The following is a 26815-nucleotide window of genomic DNA, read 5'->3' as shown; positions in this document are numbered from 1 at the left end:
ACAGGCTGTTGACGCTTGAGCTTGTTGTTTTGATGCAAGTCGTTTTCCCAAAACGGATGAACAATTTTTGGGCGATGTGCATTAATCCTGGCCAAACCCTCCCGGCGTCGGCGTCGTCAGGATGACCGCGTCACCGGCGTCGAGCACGGTCTGGTCGCAGGCCATCAACGTCTCGATGCTGCCGTCTTGTCGCCGCACCTTGGTCGAGCCCACCTCGCCATCGCCGCCGCCGTCGAGGCCTTGCGGCGGCCGATTGCGGTGCGATGACAGGATGGCGCATTCCATCTTTTCGAGGAAGCGGATCGTGCGCTTGGTGCCGTCGCCGGCGCTCCATTTGCCTTTGCCGCCGGATCCCTGGCGGATATGAAAATCCTCGAGCAGCACGGGAAAGCGCAGTTCCAGCACCTCCGGATCGGTGAGGCGCGAATTGGTCATGTGGGTGTGAACCCCTGACGTGCCGGCAAAGCCGCGACCGGAGTTCATCTGCCCGGCCGGCGAGCCCGAGCAGATGGTCTCGTAGTACTGGTACTGCTTGTTGCCGAAGGTCAGGTTGTTCATCGTGCCTTGCGCATTGGCCATGGCGCCCATGGCGCCGAACAGAGCGTTGGTGACATGCTGCGAGGTCTCGACATTGCCGGCGACAACGGCTGCGGGATAGCTAGGCTTCAGCATGCAGCCGTCAGGGATGATGATGTTGATGGGCCGCAGACACCCGGCATTCATCGGGATCATGTCCTCGACCATGACACGGAATGCATAGAGCACGGCGGCGCGAGCGACGGGTTCGGGCGCGTTGAAATTGTTCTTCATGACAGGCGAGGTGCCGGTGAAGTCGACGGTCGCCTCGCGCTTTTGCCGGTCGACCGTGATCTTCACCTTGATCACCTGGCCGGTGTCGGTCGGGTATTCATACTGCGAGCTGTCAGACAGCCTTTCCAGCACACGGCGAACGCTTTCGGCGGCATTGTCCTGGACATGGCCCATATAGGCTTCGACGACATCGAGGCCGAAATGGGAGACCATTTTGCGCAGTTCCGCCACGCCCTTTTCATTGGCGGCAATCTGCGCCTTTAGGTCGGCGATGTTCTGGTGCGGATTGCGGGCGGGGTAGGGGTGGTCGGTGAGCAGCGTTTGCAGCTCCGCCTCTCGGAATTTTCCGCGATCGACAACGCGGAAATTGTCGAACAGCACGCCTTCCTCGTCGACGGTGGTGGCGAGCGGGGTCATCGAGCCGGGTGCGGTGCCGCCAATGTCGGCATGATGGCCGCGTGACGCCGCCCAGAACAGGATTTCTTGCTTGGCGTCATCGAACACCGGCGTCACCACGGTGATGTCAGGCAGATGTGTGCCGCCATTGTAGGGGGCGTTCAGCGCAAAAACGTCGCCGGGGTGGATGTCGCCGGAGTTCAGACGGATGATGGTTTCGACCGAGCGGTCCATGGAGCCGAGATGGACCGGCATGTGCGGCGCGTTGGCGACCAGCGCGCCATGGCGGTCGAAGACGGCGCAGGAGAAATCCAGCCTTTCCTTGATGTTGACGGAATAGGCGGTGTTCTGCAGCGTGACGCCCATCTGCTCGGCGATCGACATGAAGAGGTTGTTGAAGACCTCCAGCATCACGGGATCGGCTTCAGTACCAAGGGCGGCAGCGCGCACTTTCCGTTCCGTGCGGCGGATGACGACGTGATTGAGGTTGGTGATTTCGGCCTGCCAGCCGGGCTCGACAACGATGGTCTGGTTCGGCTCGATGATGAGAGCAGGGCCTGGGACCAGATTGGATGGGCGCAGGTTTTCGCGACGATGTATGCCGGCTTCGCGCCACTGGCCTTCGGTGTAGATGCGCCGCGTTCCAGAAGCGCCAGCTTCAACCCGTGCAGGCCCGGCCGGCGCATAGGCTTCAGCGCTGTTCTCGGTGATTTCGGTGCCTTCGACGCCGACAGTCTCGACGATCATCGGCTTGTCGTCATAGACGAAACCGAACTGCGCCTTGTGGGCGATTTCGAAGTCGCGCCTAGCCTGGAAGATCGAGTCCTGTTCGAAATTCACCGGCAGGGTGGTGTCCGTGCCGTCATAGCGGATGTGCAGCACCGGCTTTGCGGCGATCTTGTTCTGCGCGATGCCTTGGGCCGCGAGCTCGGCGATGACCGCCTGTTTCAATGTGGCAATGAGGCTGCCGATCTCGGTCCTGGATTCTTCGGCAAGCGGCTTGAGCAGCGCCTGCTGGCGTGACGCAAAAACCGACGACAGGCCGATGCCATAGGCCGACAGCAGGCCGGAGAAGGGATGGATCAGCACCGCTTCCATGCCGAGCGCGTCGGCAACCAGGCAGGCATGCTGGCCGCCGGCGCCGCCAAAGCAGTTGAGCAGATATTCGGTGACGTCGTAGCCGCGCTGGACGGAGATCTTCTTGATGGCATTGGCCATGTTCTCGACAGCGATGGTGACAAAGCCTTCGGCGACGGCCTCCGGCGTGCGGCCGTCGCCGATTTCAGCGGCGAGTGCGGCGAATTTCTTGCGCACGGCGGCGACGTCCAGCGGTTGGTCCTGGCCGGGTCCGAAAATCGCCGGGAAGAAATCGGGCTGCAGCTTGCCCAGCATCACATTGGCGTCGGTGACGGCGAGCGGGCCGCCGCGCCCATAGGCGGCGGGTCCGGGATTGGCACCGGCGGAATCCGGGCCGGCGCGGAAGCGGCCGGCGTCGTAATGCAGGATCGAGCCGCCGCCGGCAGCGACCGTGTGGATGCGCATCATCGGCGCGCGGATGCGCACGCCGGCAACCTCGGTGTCGAAGGCGCGCTCATACTCGCCGTCATAATGGGCGACGTCGGTGGAGGTGCCGCCCATGTCGAAGCCGATGACTTTTTCGAAGCCGGCGAGCTTCGCCGTCTCGACCATGCCGACGACGCCGCCGGCTGGGCCGGACAACAGCGCGTCCTTGCCCTGGAACATGTCGGCGGCCGTGAGCCCGCCGGAGGACATCATGAACATGAGGTGGGGGCCTTCCCTCCCCCTCGAGGGGAGGGTGGCGGCGGAGCCGCCGGGTGGGGTCGGATCGACCGGGTTCGACGCTCTGGTGGTGCCTTCTGAGAGGCCCCCCTCTGGCCGCTTCGCCGGCTGCCCTTCGCTACGGCTCCGGGCGTTCGTCGCTGAAAAAGCCAAATCGTTGGCTTTTTCTCGGCCTTCAGCCGACCGCTCCTCACCCCCCTCGAGGGGGGTGAGGACGCCGAGCTCTTGGCCAACCCTCCGCACATATCTCGACAGGATCGGCGACAGATAGGCATCGACCACGGTGGTGTCGCCGCGGCCGACGAGCTTGATCAGCGGCGAGACCTCATGGCTGACCGAAATCTGCGAGAAGCCGACCTTGCGGCAGACTTTGGCCACCGCTTTCTCGTGGTCCGGATATTTCCAGGCGTGCATGAAGACGATGGCCACCGCATCTATGCCGTCGGCTTTCGCCTGTTCGATGGCGGGACGGCAGGCGGCGATGTCGAGCAGGCGCTCGACGCTGCCATCGGCAAGCACGCGTTCGTTGATTTCGATGACCCGCTCATAGAGCTGCTCGGGAAGGATGATTTCCTTGGCGAAGATGTCGGGCCGTGCCTGGTAGGCGATCTTCAGCGCATCGCGAAAGCCCTTGGTGATGAGCAAAAGCACACGGTCGCCCTTGCGCTCCAGAAGCGCGTTGGTGGCGACGGTGGTGCCCATCTTGATGTCGCCGATCAGCCCGGGCGGGATGGCGGCGCCTGGTTTCAGCCCCAGCAATTCGCGGATTCCTGCTATGGCCGCGTCGGGATAGGCTTCAGGGTTTTCCGACAGGAGTTTTTTGGGATGCAACCCGCCGTCCGGGTCGCGTCCGATCACGTCGGTGAAGGTGCCGCCGCGGTCGATCCAAAAATCCCATTTCTTGTCCACGCAGAGCTCCGGCATTTCATTTGGTTTCAGACTGTTAGTTCGCCATCGCGCGGCCTGCAATCGGCTAAGGGGATGTTACATGCCGAAACGCAACGTTACGAAACTCATGGCCGTCTGATGCATTTCCCCTTCGACCGTTCACCGGAACGTGAGCGTGTGTTGAAGGAGAGATGTTATGAAAAAGCTCATTCTGGCTTCCGTTTCCGCCCTGGCCCTGCTGGGCGTCGCAGCCTGCAGCGACAGCGGCACCGATAACACCACCACCCAGAGCACCAATCCGCCGGCCGCCGAACAGCCGATGCAGCCGGCAAACCCCGATACCCCGAAGCCCGCAGAACCGGCTCCGGCAACACCTGCTCCTGCCGCCCCCGCGCAGTAGCAGTGGTCTCAGTCACTTTGGCGTGACGAGACAGGAGGCCGGCTTCGCGCCGGCCTTCCTGCGTTTGGGGGCCGCTCTGGGCGTTTCGTGGGCTACGATCGGCTCATTCCTGCACTTTGCGATCTGGCGCGTCGGTTGTTTGCGTATATCGATCCACCCCTGCGGCACTGTCTTGGCTTGATAGCGGTGGCCGGCGGCCCTAATAAGCGCTCATGTCGATTTGGGATCGCCTCGGCGAGTTCATCACCCGCGTTTCTTCTTCAGCCAATTCGGGCGTCGCCGAAGTGGTCGAGGCCGTGCGCACTGTTTTTTCCGGCGACCCCGATCTGCGCCGGCGCGTTGCCTTCTCGGTGGCGATGATTGCGCTGTCGGCCAAGATGGCCAAGGCTGATGGCATCGTCACCCAGGACGAGGTGCGAGCCTTCCAGGAAATATTCGAGGTGCCGAGAGAGCAGACCCGCAATGTGGCGCGGCTCTACGATCTGGCCAAGCGCGACGTCGCAGGGTTCGAGACCTATGCCGAGCGCATGGCGCAGATGTGTGGCTCGGGCCACTCCAACTGCGTCATGCTGGAAGATATACTCGACGGCCTGTTCCACATCGCCAAGGCCGACGGGCTGGTGCATGAACGCGAAGGCATTTTCCTGCACCGCATTGCCGAGATTTTCCGCATCGACGAGGTGCACTACGAGGCGATCATGGCCAGGCACGTCAATCTCGGCGCCGGCGATCCCTATCTCGTGCTCGGCATCGAGCGCGGCAAGCCGTTCGAGGAGGTCAGGAAGCGGTATCGCAAGCTGGTCTCTGACAACCATCCGGACCGGCTCATCGCGCGCGGCCTGCCGCAGGAATTCATCAAGATCGCGACGACCAGGGTTGCGGCGATCAACGCGGCCTACGAGATGATCGAGCGGGGCCTCAGGCACGCATGAGCGGCTTCCTGCCCGACGAGCCGCGCGCCGAGGTCAGGGTATCGCCGAATTTCGGCCCGCGGCGCGATACGCTCAGACCCGATATGATCGTGTTGCACTATACCGGGATGGCGACCGGGGCTGCCGCCGAAGCCTGGCTGTGCGATCCGGCGAGCGAGGTTTCATCACATTATCTCGTCCACGAGGATGGCCGCATCGTCCAGATGGTGCGCGAAAGCGACCGCGCCTGGCATGCCGGCGCAAGTTCCTGGTTTGGGCGCACCGACATCAACTCCTGCTCGGTCGGCATTGAAATCGTCAATCCCGGTCATACACTCGGTTATGCGACCTTTCCCAAGCGGCAGGTCGACGCGGTGATCGGGCTGTGCCTTGGCATCATCGAACGCCATTCCATTACGGCGCAACGGGTGCTCGCCCATTCCGACATCACGCCAGGGCGCAAGATCGATCCGGGCGAGAAATTCCCCTGGAAGGTGCTGTTTGCGGCCGGGGTCGGCCATCTCGTGCCTGCGGCGCCAATCCGGCGCGGCCCGGTGCCGAAAGCCGGCGATACCGGCGCCGAGGTCGAGGCGCTGCAGTCGATGCTGGCGCTCTACGGCTATGGCGTGGAAATATCCGGTGTCTTCGACCGCCAGACCGAAATCGTCGTCGAAGCGTTTCAGCGGCATTTCCGGCCGCGCCTGGTGGATGGCGTCGCCGACCGCTCGACGATCCGCACGCTGCAAAGCCTGCTGACTTCCCTTAGGTCAGTTGCGTCTAAATAACCGTTTCCTGATATTAGAGTTACAGCCTGTCACTGAAAGTGAATTGCCTCGCCTTGTTCGACACCAATTCGGCCCTCAAAGGCAGTTCGTGCAATTTATCAGGCCTTCATCCCCCCGGAAGTCCCGATATTGATTAGGCGTTGCTGCGTGAAGATCTTCGCGCGGCTCAAACAGAACAGGACCACATGCAGAAATTGACCGTTGTAACGGCAGCTATTGCTGCCGGCGTGATGACTTTTGCCTTCAATGCGGCCGATGCCGCACCTCTGAGCCAGAGGGCAGACCAGGGCTTCATCGCCGCACCCGCCAAAACCGCCGTGACGAAAGCGAGCCCGAAAGCCAAGAGGACAGCCACTGCCAAAGTGCAAAAGGCAGCCGTGGTGAAGGTCAGAAAAGCGACGGCCAAGAGGCATTTGAAGCGCGGCAGGAAGAGCATCGACCTGACGACGACCGCGTCGATCGCTCCGAGCACCGCTTCAGAGTCGACGGCGGCGGCCGCCGTCGGCGGCCAGTATTCGGCGATCATCGCCCGCTATGCGGCGGCCGAAGGCGTGCCAGTGTCGCTGGCCAAGGCGGTCATCAAGATCGAGAGCAATTATCGCCCCAACATCGTCGGCAGCGCCGGCGAGATCGGCCTGATGCAGATCAAGCCGGCGACGGCGCGGATGATGGGCTATAGCGGCTCGACCAAGGGCCTGTTCGACCCCGACACCAACATCAAATACGGCATGAAGTATCTGGCCATGGCGCGCAACCTCGGCGGCGGCACAACCTGCGGCACGATCCTGAAATACAATGCCGGCCATGCCGCGACGCGGATGAACCCGGTGTCGGCCGCCTATTGCGGCAAGGTCAAGGTTCAGATGGCAGCCCTTGGATCTCCCGCATAAGTCTGCTTTTTCGTTTGCGTTTTTGAACGTGAACCCCTTTATACGCTCTGCCAGCTGGCCGGGCGGCCGCACCCGCAAAGCCGAAAGGCTGCGGGTGAGGAAAGTCCGGGCTCCATGGAGACACGGTGCCGGTTAATGGCCGGCGGGGGCGACCCCAGGGAAAGTGCCACAGAAAGCAAACCGCCACGATTTATCGGGGTAAGGGTGAAAGGGTGGGGTAAGAGCCCACCGCGCGACTGGCAACAGGAGCGGCACGGTAAACCCCACCGGGAGCAAGACCGAATAGGGACGGTGCGAGGGGAAACCTTCGAGGGCTGTTTCCGGCTCACCGTCCGGGTAGGTTGCGTGAGGCGCATGGCAACATGCGCCCAAGATGAATGGCCGCCACGTTCTCGCCCCGCAAGGGACGAGGGCCATACAAAACCCGGCTTACAGGCCAGCTGGCAATTCTCCGCGATATGGAAGATCTTTTGAGATCAGCAGGTTGCGCCCTCGGGCGCGCCTGTTGATTCAGGTGCTTCAGCAGTTGAATCAACCGCGCGGGGCAGGCTGAAAGCAATGGACGTTCTTGAAGCTGGTGCGATTAAATCGTACCATGGCCATCGTGGTGATCAAGGAGCACGTCATGGGTCATGTCGACAAACGCAGCATCACACTTTCGCCGGAACTGGCGGCGGCGGTCGACGATGTTGTGGCCGCCGGCGAATATGCGTCGGCCAGCGAAGTGATCCGCGACGCGCTCCGGCAATGGAAAGACCGCCGCGACCTACTCGGCTACACGGTCGAGGAACTGCGCAAGCTGGTGCAGGAGGGGATCGAGGGCGGGCCGGGACGGTTTGCGTCGATGGATGAGATCAAGGCCGAAGCACGCAGACGATTGAGAGGCGACGACGCATGAGTTTGCTGCCCATCGTCCGCAATGCGCGCAGAAGAGGACCTGATCGCAATCTGGCTGCACGTTGCACCAGACAGCGAGCCTGCGGCCGATCGGCTCCTCGATCGGATTGAGGCACGCTGGCAGCAGCTGGCGACATATCCATACTCAGGCGCACGCGCGATGATATCGCCCCTGGTATCCGCCATCTGATCGTTAGCGAATACCTCATTCTGTATCGCGTCCGAGAAGACGCTATCGAGATTGTCCGTGTCCTGCACGGCAGGCGCAATATCGGCGCCGACGACGTCGTCACCTAAGCGGTCAGCTCAAGCCCCGATCTTGTTCAGCGATGCCTCGATCGCCTGCCATAATTCTTCCACCGGTTCGCAACCCACTGACAGGCGTACGAAGCCGGGTGGCACGGCATCGCCGCGCTTTGCTCGTCTCTCGGCCGAGGTATGGACGCCACCGAAGGAAGTTGCCGCCTGCATCAGTGTGCAGTTGTTGATGAAATCCTCGGCCTTGCCCTCCGAGGCGAGTTCGAAGGAGACGAGGAAGCCGAAGCGCTCCATCTGGGCGCGGGCGAGGTTGTGCGACGGGTCGCCCTCCAGCCCGGGATAGCGCAGGCCGCTCACGGCGCGATGATCTTTTAGGCGCTTCGCGATCACCTCCGCCGAAGTGCACATCCGGTCGAAGCGCACGTCCAATGTCTCCAGGCCGCGATGCACCAGCCAGGCCTCGAACGGGCCGGGAATGCCGCCCGCCAGCTCGCGCCAGCCGGTAACGGCGGCGATGATGTCCGGATTGCGGCTGGCGACATGGCCGAACAGCACGTCGGAGTGGCCGTTGGCCGCTTTGGTGTCTGCGGCAACGACAATATCGGCGCCAAGATCCAGCGGGCGCTGGCCGAACGGCGTCATCGTCGTGTTGTCGACGACGACGATCGCGCCCGTCCGGTGGGCAGCCTCGGCGACGGCTGTGATGTCGCAGATGTCCAATCGCGGATTTGACGGGGTTTCGATGTAGACGAGCCGATAGCCCTCGAAGCCGCCGTCGAGAAAGGTCGATGTCGGCCTGAGATCATAGGCGATGCCGAACGGTTTCAGGAAACGCTCGGCCAGCGCGCGCGTGGCGTGATAGCCGTCGGAAGGCAAAAGGACGCGGTCGCCTGTTTTGAGCAACCCGAAAAACACCGCCGAGATCGCCGCCATTCCCGAGGGGAAGCCGACGCACGGGGCGTCTTCCAGATGCGCCAGCATGTGCTCGACCGCGTCCCAGGTGGCGTTGCTGTAGCGGCCATACTGGCTGTAGCCGGCGCCATCGCCCGGATTGTGGAAAATGGCGGCCATGGTCAGCGGCAACGGGATGGGGTCGCCTTTGGCAAGCCCGTCGCGGCGCAGATGGGCAAGGGAGGCCGCGCGTGACCTGGCTGTTTCGGACATGGATTTCAAACCTTGTTGCTGAGCGGAAAAGACGGGCCGACGCTATGCGTGGCGGCGATGCGCGGCAAGCCGCTTCCGGTTGGGCCAAGCCGCTCTAAACGCTTCGTTAGGCTTAATGAGGGATAAAGACGGGAGCGTCGTCAAAGCTGCTCTCACCGGTTGTGGCGCGCGCGTTTGTGAAGCCTGTTCCCGTTGACGCCCATAGTGCCCCATGATATCCCATTTCGATACCAAAGCCTTCGTTCCGCGTCAGGGTAAAGCGTACGCCAATCGGGCAGCCGCGGCGGCTGCGCGTTTGCCGGGTTTTGCTGTTGGGACCGAAGCAGTTTTTCGGCAGGGGACGCGCCTCGCTGGCGCGGACGAAAACATGGAGAGGGGTGCGGCGGCGGAAGCGGCTGTAGCGTGTCATGGACCGGTTTCTGTCAAGCGCAGTGAACAGGATCGATGCGAAGGGGCGGGTCTCCGTTCCGGCGCATTTCCGCGCGGTCGTGCAGAAGCGCGGCTATTCGGACCTCTACGCACTGCGTTGCCTGGATGTCGCGGCGATGGATGTCGGCGGGCTCGATTTGCTCGACCGCTACGAACAGCGCATCGCGCTGGAAGACCCTTTCCTGCAGACGGCGGACGACATGTCGTTCTTCTGCCATGGCGACGGGACGTTCCTGAAGCTCGACCAGGACGGCCGCATCACGATGAGCGATTTCATCCGCGACCATACCGGCATTACGAGCGAAGTGGCCTTTGTCGGCCGCGGCAATTTCTTTCAAGTTTGGGAACCCGAGCGGCTTGCCGCCTATGGGGCGCAGGCGCGCGCCCGGCTTTTGCAGCTTCGGCAGGGGACGAAGCCTGGGGAGCGACCGGAATGATGGCGGATCACGGCGATGATATCAGCGCCGTTGGCGGATCGGTCCGCCACATTCCGGTCCTCCTTGCCGAAGTGCTGGAAGCGCTATCGCCCACAGAAGGCGATGTGATCGTCGACGGCACCTTCGGCGCCGGCGGCTACACCAAAGCGATCCTGGCAAGCGGCGCCTCGGTGGTGGCCATCGATCGCGATCCGGACGCCATTGCCGCGGGACGCAGCCTGGAGCAGCAATCCGATGGCAGACTGAGGCTGGTGCAAGCGCCGTTCTCGACGCTGGACGAACAGGTCGAAAGTGCCGACGGCGTTGTGCTCGACATCGGCATTTCCTCCATGCAGGTCGACCAGGCCGAGCGCGGCTTTTCGTTCCGCGCCGACGGGCCGCTCGACATGCGCATGGCGCAGGCCGGCTTGAGCGCCGCCGATGTCGTCAATTCGTTCAAGACGGGTGACCTTGCCCGCATTTTCGGTTTCCTTGGCGAAGAGCGCAACGCTGGTCGCATCGCCCGCATGATCGAGAGCCGCCGCGAAAAACGCCCGTTCGAGCGCACGCTCGACCTCGCCGACGCCATCGAGACGCATATCGGCCGCGCGCCGAAGGACAAGATTCATCCGGCCACCCGCGTCTTCCAGGCGCTGCGCATTTTCGTCAATGACGAACTTGGTGAACTGGCCAGGGCGCTGGTGGCGTCAGAGCGCGTGCTCAAGCCCGGCGGGCGGCTTGCCGTGGTGACGTTCCATTCGCTGGAAGACCGCATCGTCAAGCGCTTCATCGCCGACCGCGCCGATGCGGTGACCGGCTCGCGCCATATGCCTGAGGCGCATGCGCGCAACGCCACCTTCCGCAAGGCCGGTGGCGGCGTCACACCCGGCGACGCCGAGATAGCCGCCAATCCGCGGGCGCGCTCGGCCAGGCTGCGCGCTGCGATCCGTACCGAGGCGCCGGCGCGTGCCGGCGATCTTTCAATTTTCGGCCTTCCAAAGCTTCCCGGCATCCAGGCGCCGCGAGAGAGGTGAACACTTGTTTCGAACCAGCGACATAGTCCTGATCGCCGTCATGGTCTCGGCCGCGGCCCTTACCTACAAGGCCAAGCGCGAGGCCGAGGAGCAACTGGCCTCGGTGCAGAAGATCGAGGCGCAGATCCGCTACGAGGAGGACACGATCGACCTGCTCAAGGCCGACTGGAGCCTGCTGACCCAGCCGTCGCGCCTGCAGAAGCTGGCTGAAACCTACAAATCGCAGCTGGCGCTCGAGCCGGTCAATGCGCGTCAGATCGTCGGGATCGACGATCTGCCGGCAAAACCGCTCAACATCGAGGACCTGTCGTCGCAGCGGCTTGGCGGCATGGCTGATATCTCCGGCAAAGAACCAGCCGGCAAGGATCCCGTGGTGACCGGAGCCATCGTCCAATGACCGTCGGGTTTCCAATGAGCGTCAAGCTTCCGAAGATCGGTGGGTTGCTGAAGCGGCGCGCAAGGACCGGCGAGGACGGCTCGATCGTCGTCGAGGGTGCGCGCAAGGCAACCGGCGGCAAGGCCAAGACCCGCATCATCATGACGATGGCGGTCTTCTTTGGCATCTATTCGACCATCGCCGGGCGGCTGGTCTATCTCGGTTTCCAGAACCCAGATTTGTCGAACGGGCCGCAGAGCCGGGTGACGGCGTCGCGTCCCGATATCGTCGACCGCAACGGCGAAGTGCTGGCGACCGACATCAAGACGGCATCGCTGTTTGCCGAGCCGCGCCGCATCGTCGATGCCGACGAGGCGATCGAAAAGCTGTCGACCATCCTGCCCGATATCGACCCCGAGCAGACCTACCACAAGCTGAAGAGCGGCGCCGGCTTCGTCTGGCTGCAGCGGCAGCTGACGCCCAAGCAGCAGGCCGACATCATGCAGCTTGGCATTCCCGGCATCGGCTTTCGGACCGAAAAGCGCCGCTTCTATCCGGCCGGCGTGACCTCGTCCTACATTGTCGGCCTCACCAACATCGACAATCAGGGCATCTCCGGCATGGAGAAGTACATTGACGAGCAGGGCCTAAGCGACTTGCAGGCCTCAGGCCTCGCGGTGGCAAAAGACCTGAAGCCGGTGCAGCTGTCGATCGATCTGCGCGTCCAGCATGTGGTGCGTGACGAGATCGCCGCCGGCCTCGAGCGCTATCGCGCCATGGGCGCTGGCGCCGTCGTGCTCAACATCAAGACCGGTGAAGTGGTGGCCATGGCCTCTGTGCCGGATTTCGATCCGAACAATCCCTACAATGCGCAGGACAAGGACCGCCTGAATCGCATGTCGGCCGGCCTCTACGAAATGGGCTCGACCTTCAAGAGCTTCACCTCGGCGATGGCGCTCGATTCCGGCAAGGCCAACATGAACAGCCGTTTCGACGCATCGCATCCGATCCGTGTCGGCCATCAGGCCATCCACGATTTTCATGGCAAGAACCGCGTGCTCTCGCTGCCGGAAGTGTTCCTCTATTCCTCCAACATCGGATCGGCCCGCGAGGCCGAGATGGTCGGCATCGAGGGGCATCGCGAATTCCTGCATCGCCTCGGTATCCTGGACAGGATGCAGACCGAACTGCCTGAAGTCGCCCGCCCGACTGAACCGAAGGTCTGGAAACAGGTCAACTCGTTCACCATCGCTTTCGGCCATGGCGTGTCGACGACACCGCTGCAGGCCGCTGTCGGCTGCGCGGCGCTGATGCAGGGCTACCTGATCCAGCCGACATTCCTGGTCCGCAGCCAGCAGGAAGCCATGGCGGTGGCCAAGAGAGTGGTCAGCGAAAAGACGGTGGAGGGCATGCGCTACCTCTACACGCTCAATGCCGAGAAGGGCTCGGCCAGAAACGCCCGGGCCCCCGGCTACCGTGTTGGCGGCAAGACCGGAACTGCCGAAAAGGTCATCAATGGCCGCTACTCGAAGGAACTGAATTTCAACACCTTCGTCGCCGCTTTCCCGATGGACGATCCGCAATATCTGGTGTTTACGATTGCCGACGCTCCGCACCCGGAAAAGCCCGGGATGACCGACGTTGCCGCCAACAATGCGGGGGTCATGGCCGGCAATATCATCCGGCGGTCAGCGGCCATGCTTGGCGTGAAGCCAGATTTCAGCCATGAAAATGGTGCAACGCTGGTTTCCTATCAGTGATTCTTGGGGCGCGCCGGCAACTGCGCGCTATTTTGTTGAGATAAACGGGGTTCGATGCACCTGAGAGATTTAGCCGGTATCCTGCCTGTCGAGGGAACAACATCCCGCGATGTGGAGGTCACCGGGATTTCGTCGGATTCCCGCCAGGTCAAACCGGGCGTCGTCTTTTTCGCGCTTGCCGGCAGCAAGGCAGATGGCGCCACCTATGCCACCGATGCGGCCAAGCGCGGCGCCGCGGCGGTTGTCTTGGGCAAGGCCAGCGCCGGTACCGGCCTGTCCGTCCCGGTGCTCAGCGTCGATGATCCACGCCTGGCGCTGGCACTGAGCGCGGCACGTTTCTTCGGCAAGCAGCCTGAGACCATGGTCGCGGTGACCGGCACCGCCGGCAAGACGTCGGTCGCCGCCTTCGTCAGGCAGATCTGGGAGCAGGCCGGCTTTGCCGCCGCTTCGATCGGCACCACCGGCGTCGTCGCGCCGGGCCGCAACGACTATGGCTCGCTGACCACGCCCGATCCGGTGGCTTTGCACCAGTTGCTCAAGGAACTGGCGGAGGCAGGCGTCACCCACGCCTCGATGGAGGCCTCCAGCCACGGTCTCGATCAGCGCCGCCTCGATGGTGTGAAGCTCGCCGCCGGCGGTTTCACCAATCTCGGCCGCGACCACATGGATTACCATCCGACGGTCGAGGACTACCATCGCGCCAAATTGCGCCTGTTCGATGCGTTGCTGCCGAAAAGCGCGCCGGCGGTTATCTTCGCAGACGATCCGTGGTCTGCGCCGACTATTCATGCCGCACAAGCCGCCGGGCTCAAAGTGCTGACGGTCGGCCGCCATGGCGATTTCCTGCGGCTGAAGCGGGTTGAGCACGAACGCCACCGCCAGCGCGCCGAGGTGGAAGCCGATGGCGTGCTCTACGAGATCGACCTGCCGCTTGCCGGCGACTTCCAGATCGCCAACGCCCTGGTCTCGGCGGGTCTGGCGATTTCCACTGGAACGCCAGTCGCCAAGGCCTTGATGGCATTGGAGAAACTCCAGGGCGCACCAGGCCGTCTCGACCTTGTCGGCGCGACCGCCAATGGTGCGCCGGTCTATGTCGACTATGCCCACAAGCCCGATGCGCTGGAAAATGTGCTGGCTGCGGTGCGACCGTTCACCACCGGCCGCGTCATTGTCGTGTTCGGCTGCGGCGGCGACCGTGACCGGGGAAAAAGGCCGATCATGGGCGAAATCGCCACGCGGTTGGCCGATGTCGTCATCGTCACCGATGATAATCCGCGTTCGGAAGTTCCCGAAACCATCCGCGCCGCGATCCTGGCGGCGGCGCCCGGCGCCATCGAGATCGGCGACCGCCGCAAGGCGATCCACGACGCGGTGGCCATGCTCAAGGCCGGCGACACGCTGATCGTTGCCGGCAAGGGCCATGAAGAGGGCCAGACCATCGGCGCCGAGACATTTCCCTTCTCAGACCATGAGGAAGTCCGCTCGGCACTGCGGGAGCGGGCCGCATGAGCGTGCTCTGGACCGCCGATGCGCTTGTGGACGCCATGGGCGGACGGCCGCTCGGGCCGATGCCGGAGGGCATTTCGGGGATTTCGATCGACAGCCGCAGCCTGCAGCCGGGCGACGCTTTCTTCGCCATCAAGGGCGAGGCGATGGATGGCCATGATTTCGCGACCGCGGCGATCAAGGCCGGCGCCGGCGTTCTGGTCGTCGCCGAAGGCAAACTGCCGTCGCTCGGGCGGCTGACGGCGCCGATGATCGTGGTGCAGGATGTGCTGGCGGCACTGGAAAAACTCGGCGTTGCCGCCCGCGCCCGTTCGAAGGCGAAAATCATCGCGGTGACTGGATCGGCCGGCAAGACCACCACCAAGGAAGCGCTGCGCCATGTGTTGTCGGCGGTGGGCAAGGTGCATGCCTCGGCGCAATCGTTCAACAATCACTGGGGCGTGCCGCTGACATTGGCGCGCATGCCGGACGATTGCGACTATGCGGTGTTCGAGATCGGCATGAACCATCCCGGGGAGATCCGGCCGCTGGTCAAGATGGTCCGGCCGCATGTCGCCATCGTCACGCTGATCGCCGCCGCGCATCTCGGCTTCTTCAAAAATCTCGATGAGATCGCCAAGGCGAAGGCCGAGATTTTCGAAGGCATCGAGCCTGGCGGTGCAGCACTGCTCAACCGCGACGACGGGCGCTGGAAGCTGCTCGACAAGATGGCGCGCGCCGCCGGCGTCGAACATGTCTTCGGCTTCGGCGAAAACGCCCGCTCGACCTACAAGCTCACCAAATGCGAGCTGCATGCCGATCATTCCGATATCACCGCCAGGATTGGCGGCCAGGACATCGTCGCTCGCATCGGCGCGCCCGGCCGCCACATGGTGCAGAATGTGCTCGCCGTTCTCGGCGCGGCGCACCTGGTTGACGCCGACCTCGGCAAGGTGGCGGAGGCGCTGGCCGATCTCTCTGCCGAACGCGGCCGCGGCAAGCGCCATGTGCTGCGTCACCCCAAGGGACTGATCACGCTGATCGACGAGAGCTACAACGCCAATCCGGCATCGATGGCTGCTGCCATGGCGCTGCTCAACGCGACGCCTGTCACGGGCGAGGGCCGGCGCATCGCCGTGCTCGGCGACATGCTCGAGCTCGGCGATCATTCGGCAAAGCTGCATGCCGCGCTTGCCGAACTGATCGTCGGCACAGGGACAAACACGGTCTTTCTCGGCGGCCCGGAAATGCTGGCTCTAGCCGACATTTTGCCCGACGAGATCGCGGCGGAATACCGCGCTGGTGCGGAAGAATTGAAGCCGCTGCTGTTGTCCGCGCTGAAGGCTGGCGATGTGGTGATGGTCAAATCGTCGAAAGGCATCGGCTTTTCAAAACTGGTCGAGGCCTTGCTCGGCAAATATCCGGCTGAAGCCGCAGGCACGAAACAGAACTAGTTCCGGGGGACGGAATCGCATGTTTACATTGCTCGTCGATTTTGCGGACAAGATCTCGGTCTTCAATGTCTTCCGCTACATAACCTTCCGCACCGGCGGCGCGCTGATCACCTCGGCGCTGATCGTCTTCATCTTCGGGCCGACCATCATCAATTCGCTCAGGCTCAGGCAAGGCAAGGGTCAGCCGATTCGCGCCGACGGGCCGCAGACGCATTTCAAGAAGGCCGGCACGCCGACCATGGGCGGGCTGATGATCCTGTGCGGCATCGTCGGCTCGTCGCTGTTGTGGGCGAACCTCTCCTCGATCTATGTCTGGGTGGTGCTGCTGGTGACGCTGGGCTTCGGCTCGATCGGCTTTTACGACGACTATCTCAAGGTGACCAAGCAGTCGCATCTCGGCTTTTCCGGCAAGGCGCGGCTGGCGCTGGAGTTCGTCATCGCCGGCATCGCCGCCTGGGTGATCATGCACAATGGCCAGGCGCCGTTCTCCTCATCGCTGACCTTCCCCTTCGCCAAGGAATTCATCGTTAATCTCGGCTGGTTCTTCGTGCCGTTCTCCTGCTTCGTCATCGTCGGCGCCGGCAATGCGGTGAATTTGACCGACGGTCTCGACGGGCTGGCGATCGTGCCGATCATGATTGCGGCGGCGTCCTTCGGCGTCATCGCCTACCTCTCCGGCAACGCCGTGTTCGCCGAATATCTGCAGATCCATTTCGTGCCCGGCACCGGCGAGCTGGCCGTCGTGCTCGGCGCCGTCATCGGCGCCGGCCTCGGCTTCCTCTGGTTCAACGCGCCGCCGGCGGCGATCTTCATGGGCGACACCGGTTCGCTGGCCATGGGCGGCCTGATCGGCACCGTCGCGGTCGCCACCAAGCACGAGATCGTGCTGGTCATTGTCGGTGGCTTGTTTGTCGTCGAAATCCTGTCGGTCATCATCCAGGTCGGCTACTTCAAGATGACCGGCAAGCGCGTCTTCCTGATGGCGCCGATCCACCATCATTTCGAAAAGCTCGGCTGGACCGAGAGCCAGGTGGTGATCCGCTTCTGGATCATCGCCGTCATTCTGGCGCTGGTCGGCCTGTCGACCCTGAAGCTGAGATAGGAGCCCGCTTGATCCCTGCCGCATCCTTTTCGGGCAAACGCGTTTCGCTCTTCGGGCTTGGCGGCTCGGGGATCGCGACGGCGCGCGCGCTGATCGAGGGCGGGGCCGACGTGCTGGCCTGGGACGACAATCCCGACAGCGTCGCCAAGGCAGCTGGCCAGGGCATTGCAACCGCCGATCTGCGCGGCGCCGACTGGGCGAAGTTTTCGGCCTTCGTTCTGTCGCCCGGCGTGCCGCTGACCCATCCCAAGCCGCACTGGACTGTCGAGCTCGCGCGTGGTTCAGGCGTCGAGGTGATCGGCGACATCGAACTGTTCTGCCGCGAGCGGATTTTGCGCGCGCCAACATCACCGTTCATCGCCATCACCGGCACCAACGGCAAGTCGACAACCACGGCGCTGACGGCGCATATCCTGAAGTCGGCGGGGCGCGACACGCAGATGGGCGGCAATATCGGCCGCGCCATCATGACGCTCGATCCGCCGCAGCCGGACCGGCACTACGTCGTCGAATGTTCGTCCTACCAAATCGATCTGGCGCCATCGATCAATCCGACGGCCGGCATCCTGCTCAATCTGACGCCTGATCATCTCGACCGCCACGGCACCATGCAGCACTACGCCGCGATCAAGGAGCGGCTGGTGGCCGGCAGCGAGACGGCGATCGTCGGCGTCGACGATAGCTGGTGCGCGCAGATCGCCGACCGGCTGGAGCGGGCGGGCAGGCAGGTGATCCGCATCTCCAAGCGGCTGCCGCTGACCGACGGCTATTTCGCCGACGGCTCCAATCTGATGGAAGCCGTGCATGGCCGCTACAGCCGCGTCGCCTTCCTCGAAGGCATAGGTTCGCTGCGCGGCCAGCACAATGCGCAGAACGCGCTGGCCGCGGTTGCTGCTTGCCTCAAGGTGGGCTTGAGCCTCGGCGAGATCCAGGCGGGGCTCGAGAGCTTTCCGGGCCTCGCGCACCGCATGGAGCAGGTCGGCCGCAAGGACCACGTGCTGTTCGTCAACGATTCCAAGGCGACCAATGCCGATGCGGCGGCACCCGCTCTGTCGAGCTTCTCGCGCATCTACTGGATTGCCGGCGGGTTACCCAAGGAAGGCGGTATCGACCCGCTGCGCGGCTTCTTCCCGCGCATCGCCAAGGCCTATCTGATTGGAGAGGCAGCGCCCGCATTCTCGGCGACGCTTGGCGAAGCCGTGCCCTACGAGATCTCGGGCACGCTGGCCGCCGCGGTCGACCATGCGGCTCAGGACGCGGCCAAGGACGATAGTGGCGAGGTGGTGGTGCTGTTGTCGCCCGCCTGCGCCAGTTTCGACCAGTTCAAGAATTTCGAAGTTCGCGGCGAAGCCTTCAGGCAAGCTGCGAATGCTATCGAGGGTGTGAAACCCATCGGAGGGGCACGATAATGCAAAGCCGTCTCGACAAAAGCCCGGTTGCGACCTGGTGGTGGACGATCGATCGCTGGTTCCTGGCGGCGTTCCTGTCGCTGATGGGGCTCGGCATCGTGCTCTCCTTCGCGGCTAGCCCGGCGGTGGCCGAACGCATCGGCCTCGACAGTTTCCACTTCGCCACCAGGCAGATCATCTTCACCGTGCCGGCACTCGGCGTGATGTTGGCGGTCTCCTTCCTGGAATCGCGGCAGATCCGGCGCATGGCCTTGGTCATATTGTGCATCATGCTGGTGCTGATGGTGGCGGTGCTCTACATCGGCGTCGAGGTGAAAGGCGCGCGGCGCTGGGTGTCCTTCGTCGGCATGTCGATCCAGCCGTCCGAATTCCTGAAGCCTGCCTTCGTCATCGTCTGCGCCTGGCTGTTCGCCGAGCACAAGCGCCAGCCGGACATCCCCGGCAACCTGTTTGCCATGCTGCTCCTGATCCTGGTCATCTCGCTTTTGGTGGCGCAGCCCGATCTCGGCCAGACCATGCTGGTCACCGGCACCTGGGGCGTCATGTTCTTCATGGCCGGCCTGCCGTGGCTGTGGATCATCGCGCTTGGCGCCACCGGCGCCAGCGGCCTGTTTGCCGCCTACACGGTGTTCCCGCACGTCGCCGCCCGCATCGACAAATTCCTTACCGGCGAAGGCGACACGTTCCAGGTCGATATGGGCCGCGAGGCGCTGATCAACGGCCACTGGTTCGGCGTCGGGCCGGGCGAGGGCACGGTCAAGCGCGTCATCCCCGACGCGCATGCCGACTTCGTGTTTTCGGTCGCCGGCGAGGAGTTCGGGCTGATCATGTGCTTCTTCATCATGTCGATCTTCGCCTTCATCGTGCTGCGCGGCCTCAACACGGCGCTGAAGGAACATGACGATTTCACCCGCTATGCCGTCGGCGGGCTGGTCACGGTGTTCGGCCTGCAGTCGGTCATCAACATGTGCGTCAACCTGCAGCTGATGCCGGCCAAGGGCATGACGCTGCCCTTCATTTCCTATGGCGGTTCCTCGCAGATCGCCATTGCCATCTCGATGGGCATGGTGCTGGCGCTGACGCGCAAGCGACCGGAAAAGCGCAAGCAGATGGGCTTTGCCCTGTCGCAGCGCACCTTGCCGGCGGAGTGATATGGCGCGGGGTGTCATTCTTCTCGCCGCGGGCGGAACCGGTGGACATCTGTTTCCGGCCGAGGCGCTGGCGCATGAGCTGATCGAGCGCGGCTGGAGCGTGCATCTGGCGACGGATGACCGCGCCGAGCGGTTTGCCGGCCATTTCCCGGCCGCCGCCATCCATCCGATCCAGTCGGCGACGATCGGCTCGAAAAACCCTGTCGCGCTGCTTGGCGCGTTCTGGAAAATCTGGCGCGGCGTGCGCCAGGCTTCCGCCGTCATCGCCAGGATCAAGCCTGACGCGGTCGTCGGCTTCGGCGGTTATCCCACCTTGCCGCCGCTGTATGCCGCGACGCGGCGCAAGGTGCCGACGCTGATCCATGAGCAGAATGCGGTGATGGGGCGCGCCAACCGGGCGCTGTCCGGCCGCGTCGACGCCATTGCCGGCGGCTTCCTGCCCGAAGATGAAAGTGCTGCCGGCGCCAAGACAGTCATAACAGGCAATCCGGTCAGGCCGCCGATCCTGGAAGCAGCAAAGACGCCATACACGGCATCTCAAGGTGAGGAGCCGTTCCGGCTCCTGGTGTTCGGCGGCAGCCAGGGCGCGCAGTTCTTTTCCGATGCCATGCCGGCGGCGATCGCCCTCCTGCCGGATGCGCAACGCAAGCGGCTGGTGATCACCCAACAGGCCCGCGCCGATGACGTGGCGCGGGTGAAGACGAGCTATGCGGCCCTTGGCGTCCATGTCGAGGTCTCGCCCTTCTTCACAGACATGGCGCAGCGCATGGCTGCGGCGCATCTGGTGATTTCGCGTTCCGGCGCCTCGACGGTCTCGGAAATCGCCGTCATCGGCCGGCCGGCGCTGCTGGTGCCTTATCCCTATGCGCTGGACCACGACCAGGCAGCGAACGCAGCCGCCCTTGCCGCCGCCGGTGGCGGCGAGGTGCATCCGCAATCCTCGCTGTCGCCGGAGCGCATCGCGGCGCTTGTTGGCGGGCTGATGGACAATCCCGAGCGGCTGGCGGCGATGGCTGCCGGCGCGAAGTCGGCCGGCCGGCCGGACGCGGCACGGTTGCTCGCCGATCTCACAGAGGCTATTGCGTCCAGAAAAACCGTATCGGATTTCAGGAAAGGGACGCATTGATGAAGATGCCGCAGACCATCGGCCTTGTGCATTTCATCGGCATTGGCGGCATCGGCATGAGCGGCATTGCCGAGGTGCTGCACAATCTCGGCTACAAGGTGCAGGGCTCAGACCAGGCCGACAGCGCCAATGTGCAGCGGCTGCGCGACAAAGGCATCGAATGCTTCGTCGGCCACAAGGCCGAGAATATCGGCGCCGCCGAAGTGGTGGTGGTGTCGACGGCGATCAAGAAGACCAATCCCGAGCTGAAGGCCGCGCGCGAAAAGCTGTTGCCGATCGTGCGCCGCGCCGAGATGCTGGCCGAGCTGATGCGCTTCCGCCAGGCCGTCGCTATCGGCGGCACGCATGGCAAGACGACGACAACCTCGATGGTGGCGACGCTGCTCGATGCCGGCGGGCTCGACCCGACGGTCATCAATGGTGGCATCATCAATGCCTATGGCACCAATGCCCGCATGGGCGACGGCGAGTGGATGGTGGTCGAAGCCGACGAAAGCGACGGCACCTTCCTGAAGCTGCCGGCCGAAATTGCCGTCGTCACCAACATCGATCCCGAGCACCTCGACCATTACGGCAGCTTCGACAAGGTGCGCGAAGCCTTCCGGCAGTTCGTCGAGAACGTGCCGTTCTACGGTTTTGGCGTGATGTGCACCGACCATCCGGAAGTGCAGGCGCTGGTCAGCCGCATCGAGGACCGCCGCGTCATTACCTATGGCGAGAACGCTCAGGCCGATGTTCGCTTCACCAACCACCGCATGGCAGGCGCCGCCTCCGAATTCGACGTGGTGATCCGCGACCGCAAGACCGGCGACCAGATCACGATATCAGACCTGCGGCTGCCGATGCCCGGCCGCCACAACGTCTCCAATGCCACCGCCGCGATCGCGGTTGCGCATGAGCTCGGACTTTCGGCCGAGGCGATCAAGAAGGGGCTGTCTTCCTTTGCCGGCGTCAAGCGGCGCTTCACCCACACCGGCTCGTGGGACGGCGTCGAGATCTTCGACGATTACGGTCATCACCCGGTCGAGATCACGGCGGTGCTGAAGGCGGCACGCAGCGCCACCAAGGGCCGTGTCATCGCCATTGCGCAACCGCACCGCTTCACCCGGCTGCACGATCTGTTCGACGAATTCTCGGTCTGCTTCAACGATGCCGACACGGTGATGCTGGCGCCGGTCTATGCGGCGGGCGAGGAGCCGATCGATGGCGTGACCTCGGAGGCGCTGGTGTCGCGCATCCGCTCCGGCGGCCACCGTGACGCGCGCTATATCGACGGTCCGGCTGCCATCGCCCCCACCATTCGCGAGTTGGCCAAACCCGGCGACTTCGTCGTCTTCCTCGGCGCCGGCAACATCACCCAATGGGCCTATGCGCTGCCCAAAGAACTCGGCGGTGCGGTCTCATGATGCGCGGCCAGGACCTGCTCGACAAACTGGGCGACCGGCTTGCCGGTCTGCGTGGACGGCTGACGCCCAACGCCGAGATGGACAAGATCACCTGGTTCCGCGCCGGAGGGCTGGCCGAGGCGCTGTTTCAGCCGGCTGACGAGGAAGACCTTGCCGCCTTCCTGCGCGCCGTGCCGGAGGAGATCCCGCTTACCGTCGTCGGCGTCGGCTCGAACCTGCTTGTGCGTGACGGCGGCATTCCAGGGTTCGTCGTCAGGCTTTCGGCCAAGGGCTTTGGCGAGGCCGAGGTGGTTTCACCGACCGGTATCAAGGCGGGTGCGGCTACGCCCGACAAGCGCGTCGCGGCCGTTGCCTATGAGGCCGGCATTGGCGGCTTTCATTTCTACCACGGTATTCCCGGCGCCATCGGCGGCGCGCTCAGGATGAATGCCGGCGCCAACGGCGTCGAGACGCGTGAGCGCGTCGTCGAGGTGCGGGCGCTCGACCGCAAGGGCAATTTGCACACGCTCAGCAATGAAGACATGGGCTATGCCTATCGTCACTCGGCAACACCTGCCGGGCTGATCTTCACCTCCGCCATTTTCGAAGGCGTGCCGGAAGACAAGGCGGCGATCAAGGCGGCGATGGATGCCGTCCAGACGCATCGCGAGACGGTGCAGCCGATCCGCGAGAAGACCGGCGGCTCGACCTTCAAGAATCCGGAAGGCACCTCGGCCTGGAAGGAGATCGACAAGGCCGGCTGCCGTGGACTGATGATCGGCGGCGCGCAGATGTCGCCGATGCACTGCAACTTCATGATCAACACCGGAACCGCGACCGGCTACGACCTCGAATATCTTGGCGAGACGGTGCGCGCCCGAGTGCTTGTAAATTCCGGCATCCGGCTGCAGTGGGAAATCAAGCGCCTCGGCAATTTCCGCCCCGGCCACGCGGTGCAGGAATTCCTCGGACAGCTGCTTTAGCGCGAGCAGAAGTTCATGTGATGCATGAACTTCAAACGGTCTGAAATAGCCGTTCGACCGTTGCCCGAAAGACTCACAACACGCTTTTTGCCGCCGTTTTCGCGGAAAGTGAATCTGTCGGAATCATAAGCACTTGCCAGCGAATCAACTCTCTGATTCTCTGCCCTAAAGCGTTTCCTGATTTGAGTCGTTCGACGCGTCGACCGCGTTTTCCGTCTGGGGGGGCAACCTGCCGGGAGACTCGGACTCAATCTGGCCGCTGAATGCGTGGTTGCGAGCCCGCCGTGAGAGGGGATGACGGGATATGAAGAACAAGCATGTGGCTGTCCTCCTGGGCGGATTCTCGTCCGAGCGGCCCGTGTCTCTGTCTTCGGGGAAGGCGTGTGCTGATGCGCTTGAGAAGGAAGGCTACCAGGTTACCCGCGTCGACGTTGCGCGCGACGTTGGCGCCGTGCTTGGCGCGCTCAAGCCTGATGTCGTCTTCAACGCGCTGCACGGCCCGTTCGGCGAGGACGGCACCATTCAGGGCATCCTCGAATATCTGGCCATTCCCTACACCCATTCGGGCGTGCTCGCCTCGGCGCTCGCCATGAACAAGGAGCAGGCGAAGAAGGTCGCCAAGGCAGCCGGCATTGCGGTGGCGGAATCGAAGGTTGCCAGCCGCTTCGCCATCCAGAACAAGCATCCGATGAAGCCGCCCTATGTGGTGAAGCCCGTCAATGAGGGCTCGAGCTTCGGCGTCGTCATCGTGCATGAAGGTCAGTCGCATCCGCCGCAGGTCATCGGCTCGTCAGACTGGAAATATGGCGAGACTGTCATGGTCGAGCGCTACATCCATGGCCGCGAACTGACCTGCGCCGTGATGGGCGATGTGGCTCTCGGCGTCTGCGAGATCATTCCGACCGGCCATTCCTTCTACGACTACGATTCAAAATACGTCGACGGCGGATCAAAACACGAAATCCCTGCTAAAATTTCACCGAATATTTACCAAAAAATACAGACACTGGCGCTCAAGGCACATCTGGCTATCGGCTGTCGGGGCGTTTCCCGGTCGGACTTCCGCTATGACGATCGTCACTCCGAAAACGGCGAGATTGTCTGGCTCGAGATCAACACTCAGCCTGGCATGACGCCGACGTCTTTGGTGCCTGAAATCGCCGCCCAAGCGGGGCATTCTTTCGGCGATCTGTTGAGTTGGATGGTGGAGGACGCTTCGTGTCTGCGTTGAAATGGGGACAGGACAAGGGCAGGGGCGGCGCCGGGCCGGCACTGTTCGGCATGCCGTTGTCGTTCGACCATTTCGTGCTGCCGCGCGTGCTGCGCCGGCCGGTGCGCGTGCTGGCGCGCCTGGGTGGCGGCGACTTCGTCGCGCCACGCTTTTCCGCGGCCATCCTGTCGGCTTCGCTCATTGCATCAAGCAGCCTCTATGGCGCCATTCTCGGCGGTCATGCCGATGACATCGTTCAGAGCATCACTGCTCGCACCGGCTTTGCCGTCGACCAGATCAAGGTGGTGGGCAACCGCCAGACCTCGGAGATCGACATACTGGATCGGCTGGAGCTCGACGGGTGGACGTCGCTGATCGGCTTCGATGCCGAGGCCGCGCGTGAACGTATTGACACCTTGCCCTGGGTCGAGGTGGCGGCGGTGCGCAAGGTCTATCCGCATACGCTGGAAGTGCGCGTGGAGGAGCGCGAGCCTTTCGCACTCTGGCAGCAGGGCTCGGAGCTTTCGGTCATCGAGCGCTCGGGCGCGGTGATCGCGCCGTTCTCGGGCGGCAAGCAGGCTTTGCTGCCGCTGATCATAGGCACCGGCGCGCCGGCCAAGGCGCCCGACTTCCTGGCCAAGATCCAGAAATTTCCCGAGCTTGCCGCGCGGGTCAAAGGCTATATCCGCATCGGCGAACGGCGCTGGGACCTGAAGCTGGAAAACGGCATCACGGTCAAACTGCCCGAAGACGGCGAAGATCAGGCGATCGCCGATCTGGTCCGCATGGACCATGACAATGGTCTTTTGACGCGCGATATCGCTGCCGTCGACATGCGCATCTCCGATCGCCTGGTCGTGCAGCTGACGCCGGAAGCGGCGACGCAGCGCCAGGCCGCGCTCAATGAAAAGCCGCAAAATCTGAAGCGCAAGTCGGGGACGAAGATATGAGCTGGCTTGGTGGCAACAGCGATGCCTCTTCGCGCCGCTCCGGCACGCTCACCGTGCTGGATGTCGGCTCGAGCAAGGTTTGCTGCGTGGTGGCGAAACTGAAGCCGCGCGAAGACGGCAAGTTGTTGCGCGGCCGTTCGCACCGCATCCAGGTGATCGGCATCGGCCATCAGAAATCGCAAGGCGTGAAGTCGGGCGTCGTCGTCGATCTCGATCGCGCCGAGCATGCCATCCGCCTCTCGGTGGACGCTGCCGAGCGCATGGCGGGACTGACGGTGGACTCGCTGATCGTCAACATGACGGCCGGCCGGCTGAAGAGCGAAACCTTTTCGGCCACCATCAACCTCGGTGGCCATCAGGCCGACGAGGCCGACATCAAGCGCGTGCTTGCCGCCGGCGCCAAGCAGGCGCTCAAGGCTGAGCGCGACGTGATCCATTCGCTGCCCGTCGGCTTTTCGCTGGATGCCGAGCGCGGCGTGCGCGATCCGCGCGGCATGGTCGGCGACCAGCTTGGCGTCGACATGCACGTGCTGACGGGTGACGCTGCACCGCTGCGCAATCTGGAGCTTTGCATCAACCGCTCGCATCTGTCGGTCGAGCGCATGGTGGCGACGCCTTATGCCAGCGGGCTTGCAGCGCTTGTCGACGACGAACTCGAAATGGGCGCGGCCTGCATCGACATGGGCGGCGGCACGACGACGATCTCGGTGTTTTCGGAAGGCAAATTCGTCCATGGCGACGCGATTGCCATCGGCGGCAATCACGTGACGCTGGACATGGCCAAGGGCCTGTCGACATCGCTCGACGCCGCCGAACGGCTGAAGGTGATGCATGGTTCGGCGCTGCCCGGCAGTGCCGACGATCGCGACCTGGTTTCGATCCAGCCGATCCGCGAGGAATGCGAGATGCCGCTGCAGATCCCGCGTTCGGTGATGACGCGCATCATCCGCGCCCGCATCGATGAGACGCTGGAACTGTTGCGCGACCGGCTGAACAAGTCCGGCTACGGCAATGCCGTGGGAAAACGCGTCGTGCTGACTGGTGGGGCCAGCCAGCTTGCCGGCTTGCCCGAAGCGGCGCGCCGGATTCTGGGACGCAATGTGCGCATCGGCCGCCCGCTCGGCGTGGCGGGGCTGCCGGAAGCCGCCAAGGGGCCGGCTTTCTCGACGGCGGTCGGACTGCTGATCTATCCGCAGATGGCGAGTTTCGAGAGCCATCCGGCGAAAGGAATTTCCGGTCTCAGGATGACCGGAACGGGTGGAAAACTGCATCGCATGAGTCAGTGGTTGAGAGACAGTTTCTAATTGACGGGGACAGCCCCATAGGCGGCCGCGGCGGCGAAGCGG

Annotated in this window: 23 protein-coding genes, 1 other RNA gene and 1 pseudogene; 22 read left to right on the top strand and 3 right to left on the bottom strand. The window is 63.6% G+C overall.

The genetic code is table 11. The features are described 5' to 3' along the window. Nucleotides 1-81: 81 nt before the first annotated feature. Complete coding sequence (locus AC1DZ8_RS22670; RefSeq protein WP_477301179.1) at nt 82-3915, bottom strand: hydantoinase B/oxoprolinase family protein; 3834 nt, start codon at nt 3913-3915, stop codon at nt 82-84. 175 nt (nt 3916-4090) lie between these two features. Here AC1DZ8_RS22670 and AC1DZ8_RS22665 point away from each other — a divergent pair, with 175 nt between their 5' ends. The 7 genes and pseudogenes from AC1DZ8_RS22665 (at nt 4091) to AC1DZ8_RS22635 (ending at nt 8074) form a co-directional block, all read left to right on the top strand. After that, nucleotides 4091-4294, top strand: a complete 204-nt coding sequence (locus AC1DZ8_RS22665; protein WP_181055739.1) for a hypothetical protein — start codon at nt 4091-4093, stop codon at nt 4292-4294. A 212-nt stretch (nt 4295-4506) separates the two neighbouring features. Continuing rightward, complete coding sequence (locus tag AC1DZ8_RS22660) at nt 4507-5226, top strand: TerB family tellurite resistance protein (protein ID WP_477301181.1); 720 nt, start codon at nt 4507-4509, stop codon at nt 5224-5226. After that, on the top strand, nt 5223-5990 hold the full coding sequence (locus AC1DZ8_RS22655) for an N-acetylmuramoyl-L-alanine amidase (RefSeq protein ID WP_477301183.1): 768 nt from the start codon (nt 5223-5225) through the stop codon (nt 5988-5990). Before AC1DZ8_RS22660 ends, AC1DZ8_RS22655 begins: the two co-directional genes overlap by 4 nt. 185 nt (nt 5991-6175) lie before the next feature. Beyond that, nucleotides 6176-6880, top strand: a complete 705-nt coding sequence (locus AC1DZ8_RS22650; protein ID WP_477401668.1) for a lytic transglycosylase domain-containing protein — start codon at nt 6176-6178, stop codon at nt 6878-6880. 50 nt (nt 6881-6930) lie between these two features. After that, nucleotides 6931-7328: RNase P RNA component class A (rnpB, locus tag AC1DZ8_RS22645), an RNA gene on the top strand. Between the two features lie 177 nt (nt 7329-7505). Beyond that, complete coding sequence (locus AC1DZ8_RS22640; RefSeq protein ID WP_477301492.1) at nt 7506-7778, top strand: type II toxin-antitoxin system ParD family antitoxin; 273 nt, start codon at nt 7506-7508, stop codon at nt 7776-7778. Between the two features lie 21 nt (nt 7779-7799). After that, nucleotides 7800-8074: pseudogene (locus AC1DZ8_RS22635) on the top strand (type II toxin-antitoxin system RelE/ParE family toxin). Nucleotides 8075-8083: 9 nt separating this feature from the next. Here AC1DZ8_RS22635 and AC1DZ8_RS22630 read toward each other — a convergent pair. Together AC1DZ8_RS22630 and AC1DZ8_RS22625 are read right to left on the bottom strand one after the other, a co-directional pair. Further along, a complete protein-coding gene (locus tag AC1DZ8_RS22630; protein WP_477301186.1) occupies nt 8084-9199 on the bottom strand; it encodes a cystathionine gamma-lyase in 1116 nt (371 codons plus the stop codon). Nucleotides 9200-9311: 112 nt separating this feature from the next. Continuing rightward, the gene (locus tag AC1DZ8_RS22625) at nt 9312-9608 is read right to left on the bottom strand and encodes a hypothetical protein (protein ID WP_477301187.1); all 297 of its coding nucleotides are present in this window, start codon (nt 9606-9608) and stop codon (nt 9312-9314) included. Here AC1DZ8_RS22625 and mraZ point away from each other — a divergent pair. From mraZ to ftsA, 15 genes are all read left to right on the top strand, one after another. Continuing rightward, nucleotides 9607-10065, top strand: a complete 459-nt coding sequence (gene mraZ, locus AC1DZ8_RS22620) for a division/cell wall cluster transcriptional repressor MraZ (protein WP_477301188.1) — start codon at nt 9607-9609, stop codon at nt 10063-10065. The genes AC1DZ8_RS22625 and mraZ overlap by 2 nt on opposite strands. After that, the gene (gene rsmH / locus AC1DZ8_RS22615; protein ID WP_477301190.1) at nt 10062-11078 is read left to right on the top strand and encodes a 16S rRNA (cytosine(1402)-N(4))-methyltransferase RsmH; all 1017 of its coding nucleotides are present in this window, start codon (nt 10062-10064) and stop codon (nt 11076-11078) included. The genes mraZ and rsmH overlap by 4 nt, the downstream gene beginning before the upstream one ends. A 4-nt stretch (nt 11079-11082) precedes the next feature. Further along, complete coding sequence (gene ftsL, locus AC1DZ8_RS22610) at nt 11083-11475, top strand: cell division protein FtsL (RefSeq protein ID WP_477301192.1); 393 nt, start codon at nt 11083-11085, stop codon at nt 11473-11475. 14 nt (nt 11476-11489) lie between these two features. Next, a complete protein-coding gene (locus tag AC1DZ8_RS22605; protein WP_477301194.1) occupies nt 11490-13214 on the top strand; it encodes a peptidoglycan D,D-transpeptidase FtsI family protein in 1725 nt (574 codons plus the stop codon). Nucleotides 13215-13268: 54 nt separating this feature from the next. Then, entirely contained in the window at nt 13269-14723 is a 1455-nt protein-coding gene (locus AC1DZ8_RS22600; protein ID WP_477301196.1) for a UDP-N-acetylmuramoyl-L-alanyl-D-glutamate--2,6-diaminopimelate ligase, read from the top strand. After that, nucleotides 14720-16153: a UDP-N-acetylmuramoylalanyl-D-glutamyl-2,6-diaminopimelate--D-alanyl-D-alanine ligase gene (locus AC1DZ8_RS22595; RefSeq protein ID WP_477301198.1), complete on the top strand. Its 1434-nt coding sequence runs from the start codon at nt 14720-14722 to the stop codon at nt 16151-16153. The genes AC1DZ8_RS22600 and AC1DZ8_RS22595 overlap by 4 nt, the downstream gene beginning before the upstream one ends. A gap of 19 nt (nt 16154-16172) precedes the next feature. Continuing rightward, a complete protein-coding gene (mraY, locus tag AC1DZ8_RS22590; RefSeq protein WP_477231526.1) occupies nt 16173-17255 on the top strand; it encodes a phospho-N-acetylmuramoyl-pentapeptide-transferase in 1083 nt (360 codons plus the stop codon). 8 nt (nt 17256-17263) lie between these two features. Continuing rightward, nucleotides 17264-18664 carry a UDP-N-acetylmuramoyl-L-alanine--D-glutamate ligase gene (murD, locus tag AC1DZ8_RS22585; RefSeq protein WP_477301200.1) on the top strand — a complete coding sequence of 467 codons (1401 nt, stop codon included), beginning with the start codon at nt 17264-17266 and terminating at the stop codon, nt 18662-18664. Further along, nucleotides 18664-19815: a putative lipid II flippase FtsW gene (gene ftsW, locus AC1DZ8_RS22580; RefSeq protein ID WP_477301202.1), complete on the top strand. Its 1152-nt coding sequence runs from the start codon at nt 18664-18666 to the stop codon at nt 19813-19815. Before murD ends, ftsW begins: the two co-directional genes overlap by 1 nt. 1 nt (nt 19816) lies before the next feature. After that, nucleotides 19817-20941, top strand: coding sequence for an undecaprenyldiphospho-muramoylpentapeptide beta-N-acetylglucosaminyltransferase (gene murG, locus AC1DZ8_RS22575; protein WP_477301204.1), 1125 nt, complete (start codon nt 19817-19819; stop codon nt 20939-20941). Beyond that, nucleotides 20941-22347 carry a UDP-N-acetylmuramate--L-alanine ligase gene (murC, locus tag AC1DZ8_RS22570; protein WP_477301206.1) on the top strand — a complete coding sequence of 469 codons (1407 nt, stop codon included), beginning with the start codon at nt 20941-20943 and terminating at the stop codon, nt 22345-22347. The genes murG and murC overlap by 1 nt, the downstream gene beginning before the upstream one ends. Continuing rightward, nucleotides 22344-23309: a UDP-N-acetylmuramate dehydrogenase gene (gene murB, locus AC1DZ8_RS22565; protein WP_477301208.1), complete on the top strand. Its 966-nt coding sequence runs from the start codon at nt 22344-22346 to the stop codon at nt 23307-23309. Before murC ends, murB begins: the two co-directional genes overlap by 4 nt. Before the next feature lie 304 nt (nt 23310-23613). Then, nucleotides 23614-24540: a D-alanine--D-alanine ligase gene (locus AC1DZ8_RS22560; protein ID WP_477301210.1), complete on the top strand. Its 927-nt coding sequence runs from the start codon at nt 23614-23616 to the stop codon at nt 24538-24540. Continuing rightward, nucleotides 24528-25469 (top strand): cell division protein FtsQ/DivIB, encoded by a 942-nt coding sequence (locus AC1DZ8_RS22555; RefSeq protein ID WP_477301212.1) that lies wholly within the window; start codon nt 24528-24530, stop codon nt 25467-25469. Before AC1DZ8_RS22560 ends, AC1DZ8_RS22555 begins: the two co-directional genes overlap by 13 nt. Beyond that, nucleotides 25466-26773: a cell division protein FtsA gene (gene ftsA / locus AC1DZ8_RS22550; protein WP_477301214.1), complete on the top strand. Its 1308-nt coding sequence runs from the start codon at nt 25466-25468 to the stop codon at nt 26771-26773. The genes AC1DZ8_RS22555 and ftsA overlap by 4 nt, the downstream gene beginning before the upstream one ends. Nucleotides 26774-26815: the final 42 nt, after the last annotated feature.

It is taken from the genome of Mesorhizobium sp. P2_F7, from assembly GCF_056403695.1.
This window is presented reverse-complemented; position numbering and strand designations above follow the sequence as displayed.

Coding starts and splice junctions, on each gene's coding strand:
- AC1DZ8_RS22600 (WP_477301196.1), top strand. CDS start 13,269: ATGCACCTGAGAGATTTAGCCGGTATCCTGCCTGTCGAGGGAACAACA.
- AC1DZ8_RS22625 (WP_477301187.1), bottom strand. CDS start 9,608: ATGACACGCTACAGCCGCTTCCGCCGCCGCACCCCTCTCCATGTTTTC.
- ftsA (WP_477301214.1), top strand. CDS start 25,466: ATGAGCTGGCTTGGTGGCAACAGCGATGCCTCTTCGCGCCGCTCCGGC.
- rsmH (WP_477301190.1), top strand. CDS start 10,062: ATGATGGCGGATCACGGCGATGATATCAGCGCCGTTGGCGGATCGGTC.
- AC1DZ8_RS22650 (WP_477401668.1), top strand. CDS start 6,176: ATGCAGAAATTGACCGTTGTAACGGCAGCTATTGCTGCCGGCGTGATG.
- AC1DZ8_RS22655 (WP_477301183.1), top strand. CDS start 5,223: ATGAGCGGCTTCCTGCCCGACGAGCCGCGCGCCGAGGTCAGGGTATCG.
- AC1DZ8_RS22660 (WP_477301181.1), top strand. CDS start 4,507: ATGTCGATTTGGGATCGCCTCGGCGAGTTCATCACCCGCGTTTCTTCT.
- AC1DZ8_RS22560 (WP_477301210.1), top strand. CDS start 23,614: ATGAAGAACAAGCATGTGGCTGTCCTCCTGGGCGGATTCTCGTCCGAG.
- murG (WP_477301204.1), top strand. CDS start 19,817: ATGGCGCGGGGTGTCATTCTTCTCGCCGCGGGCGGAACCGGTGGACAT.
- murB (WP_477301208.1), top strand. CDS start 22,344: ATGATGCGCGGCCAGGACCTGCTCGACAAACTGGGCGACCGGCTTGCC.
- AC1DZ8_RS22605 (WP_477301194.1), top strand. CDS start 11,490: ATGAGCGTCAAGCTTCCGAAGATCGGTGGGTTGCTGAAGCGGCGCGCA.
- AC1DZ8_RS22665 (WP_181055739.1), top strand. CDS start 4,091: ATGAAAAAGCTCATTCTGGCTTCCGTTTCCGCCCTGGCCCTGCTGGGC.
- AC1DZ8_RS22630 (WP_477301186.1), bottom strand. CDS start 9,199: ATGTCCGAAACAGCCAGGTCACGCGCGGCCTCCCTTGCCCATCTGCGC.
- AC1DZ8_RS22595 (WP_477301198.1), top strand. CDS start 14,720: ATGAGCGTGCTCTGGACCGCCGATGCGCTTGTGGACGCCATGGGCGGA.
- mraY (WP_477231526.1), top strand. CDS start 16,173: ATGTTTACATTGCTCGTCGATTTTGCGGACAAGATCTCGGTCTTCAAT.
- murC (WP_477301206.1), top strand. CDS start 20,941: ATGAAGATGCCGCAGACCATCGGCCTTGTGCATTTCATCGGCATTGGC.
- AC1DZ8_RS22640 (WP_477301492.1), top strand. CDS start 7,506: ATGGGTCATGTCGACAAACGCAGCATCACACTTTCGCCGGAACTGGCG.
- ftsW (WP_477301202.1), top strand. CDS start 18,664: ATGCAAAGCCGTCTCGACAAAAGCCCGGTTGCGACCTGGTGGTGGACG.
- mraZ (WP_477301188.1), top strand. CDS start 9,607: ATGGACCGGTTTCTGTCAAGCGCAGTGAACAGGATCGATGCGAAGGGG.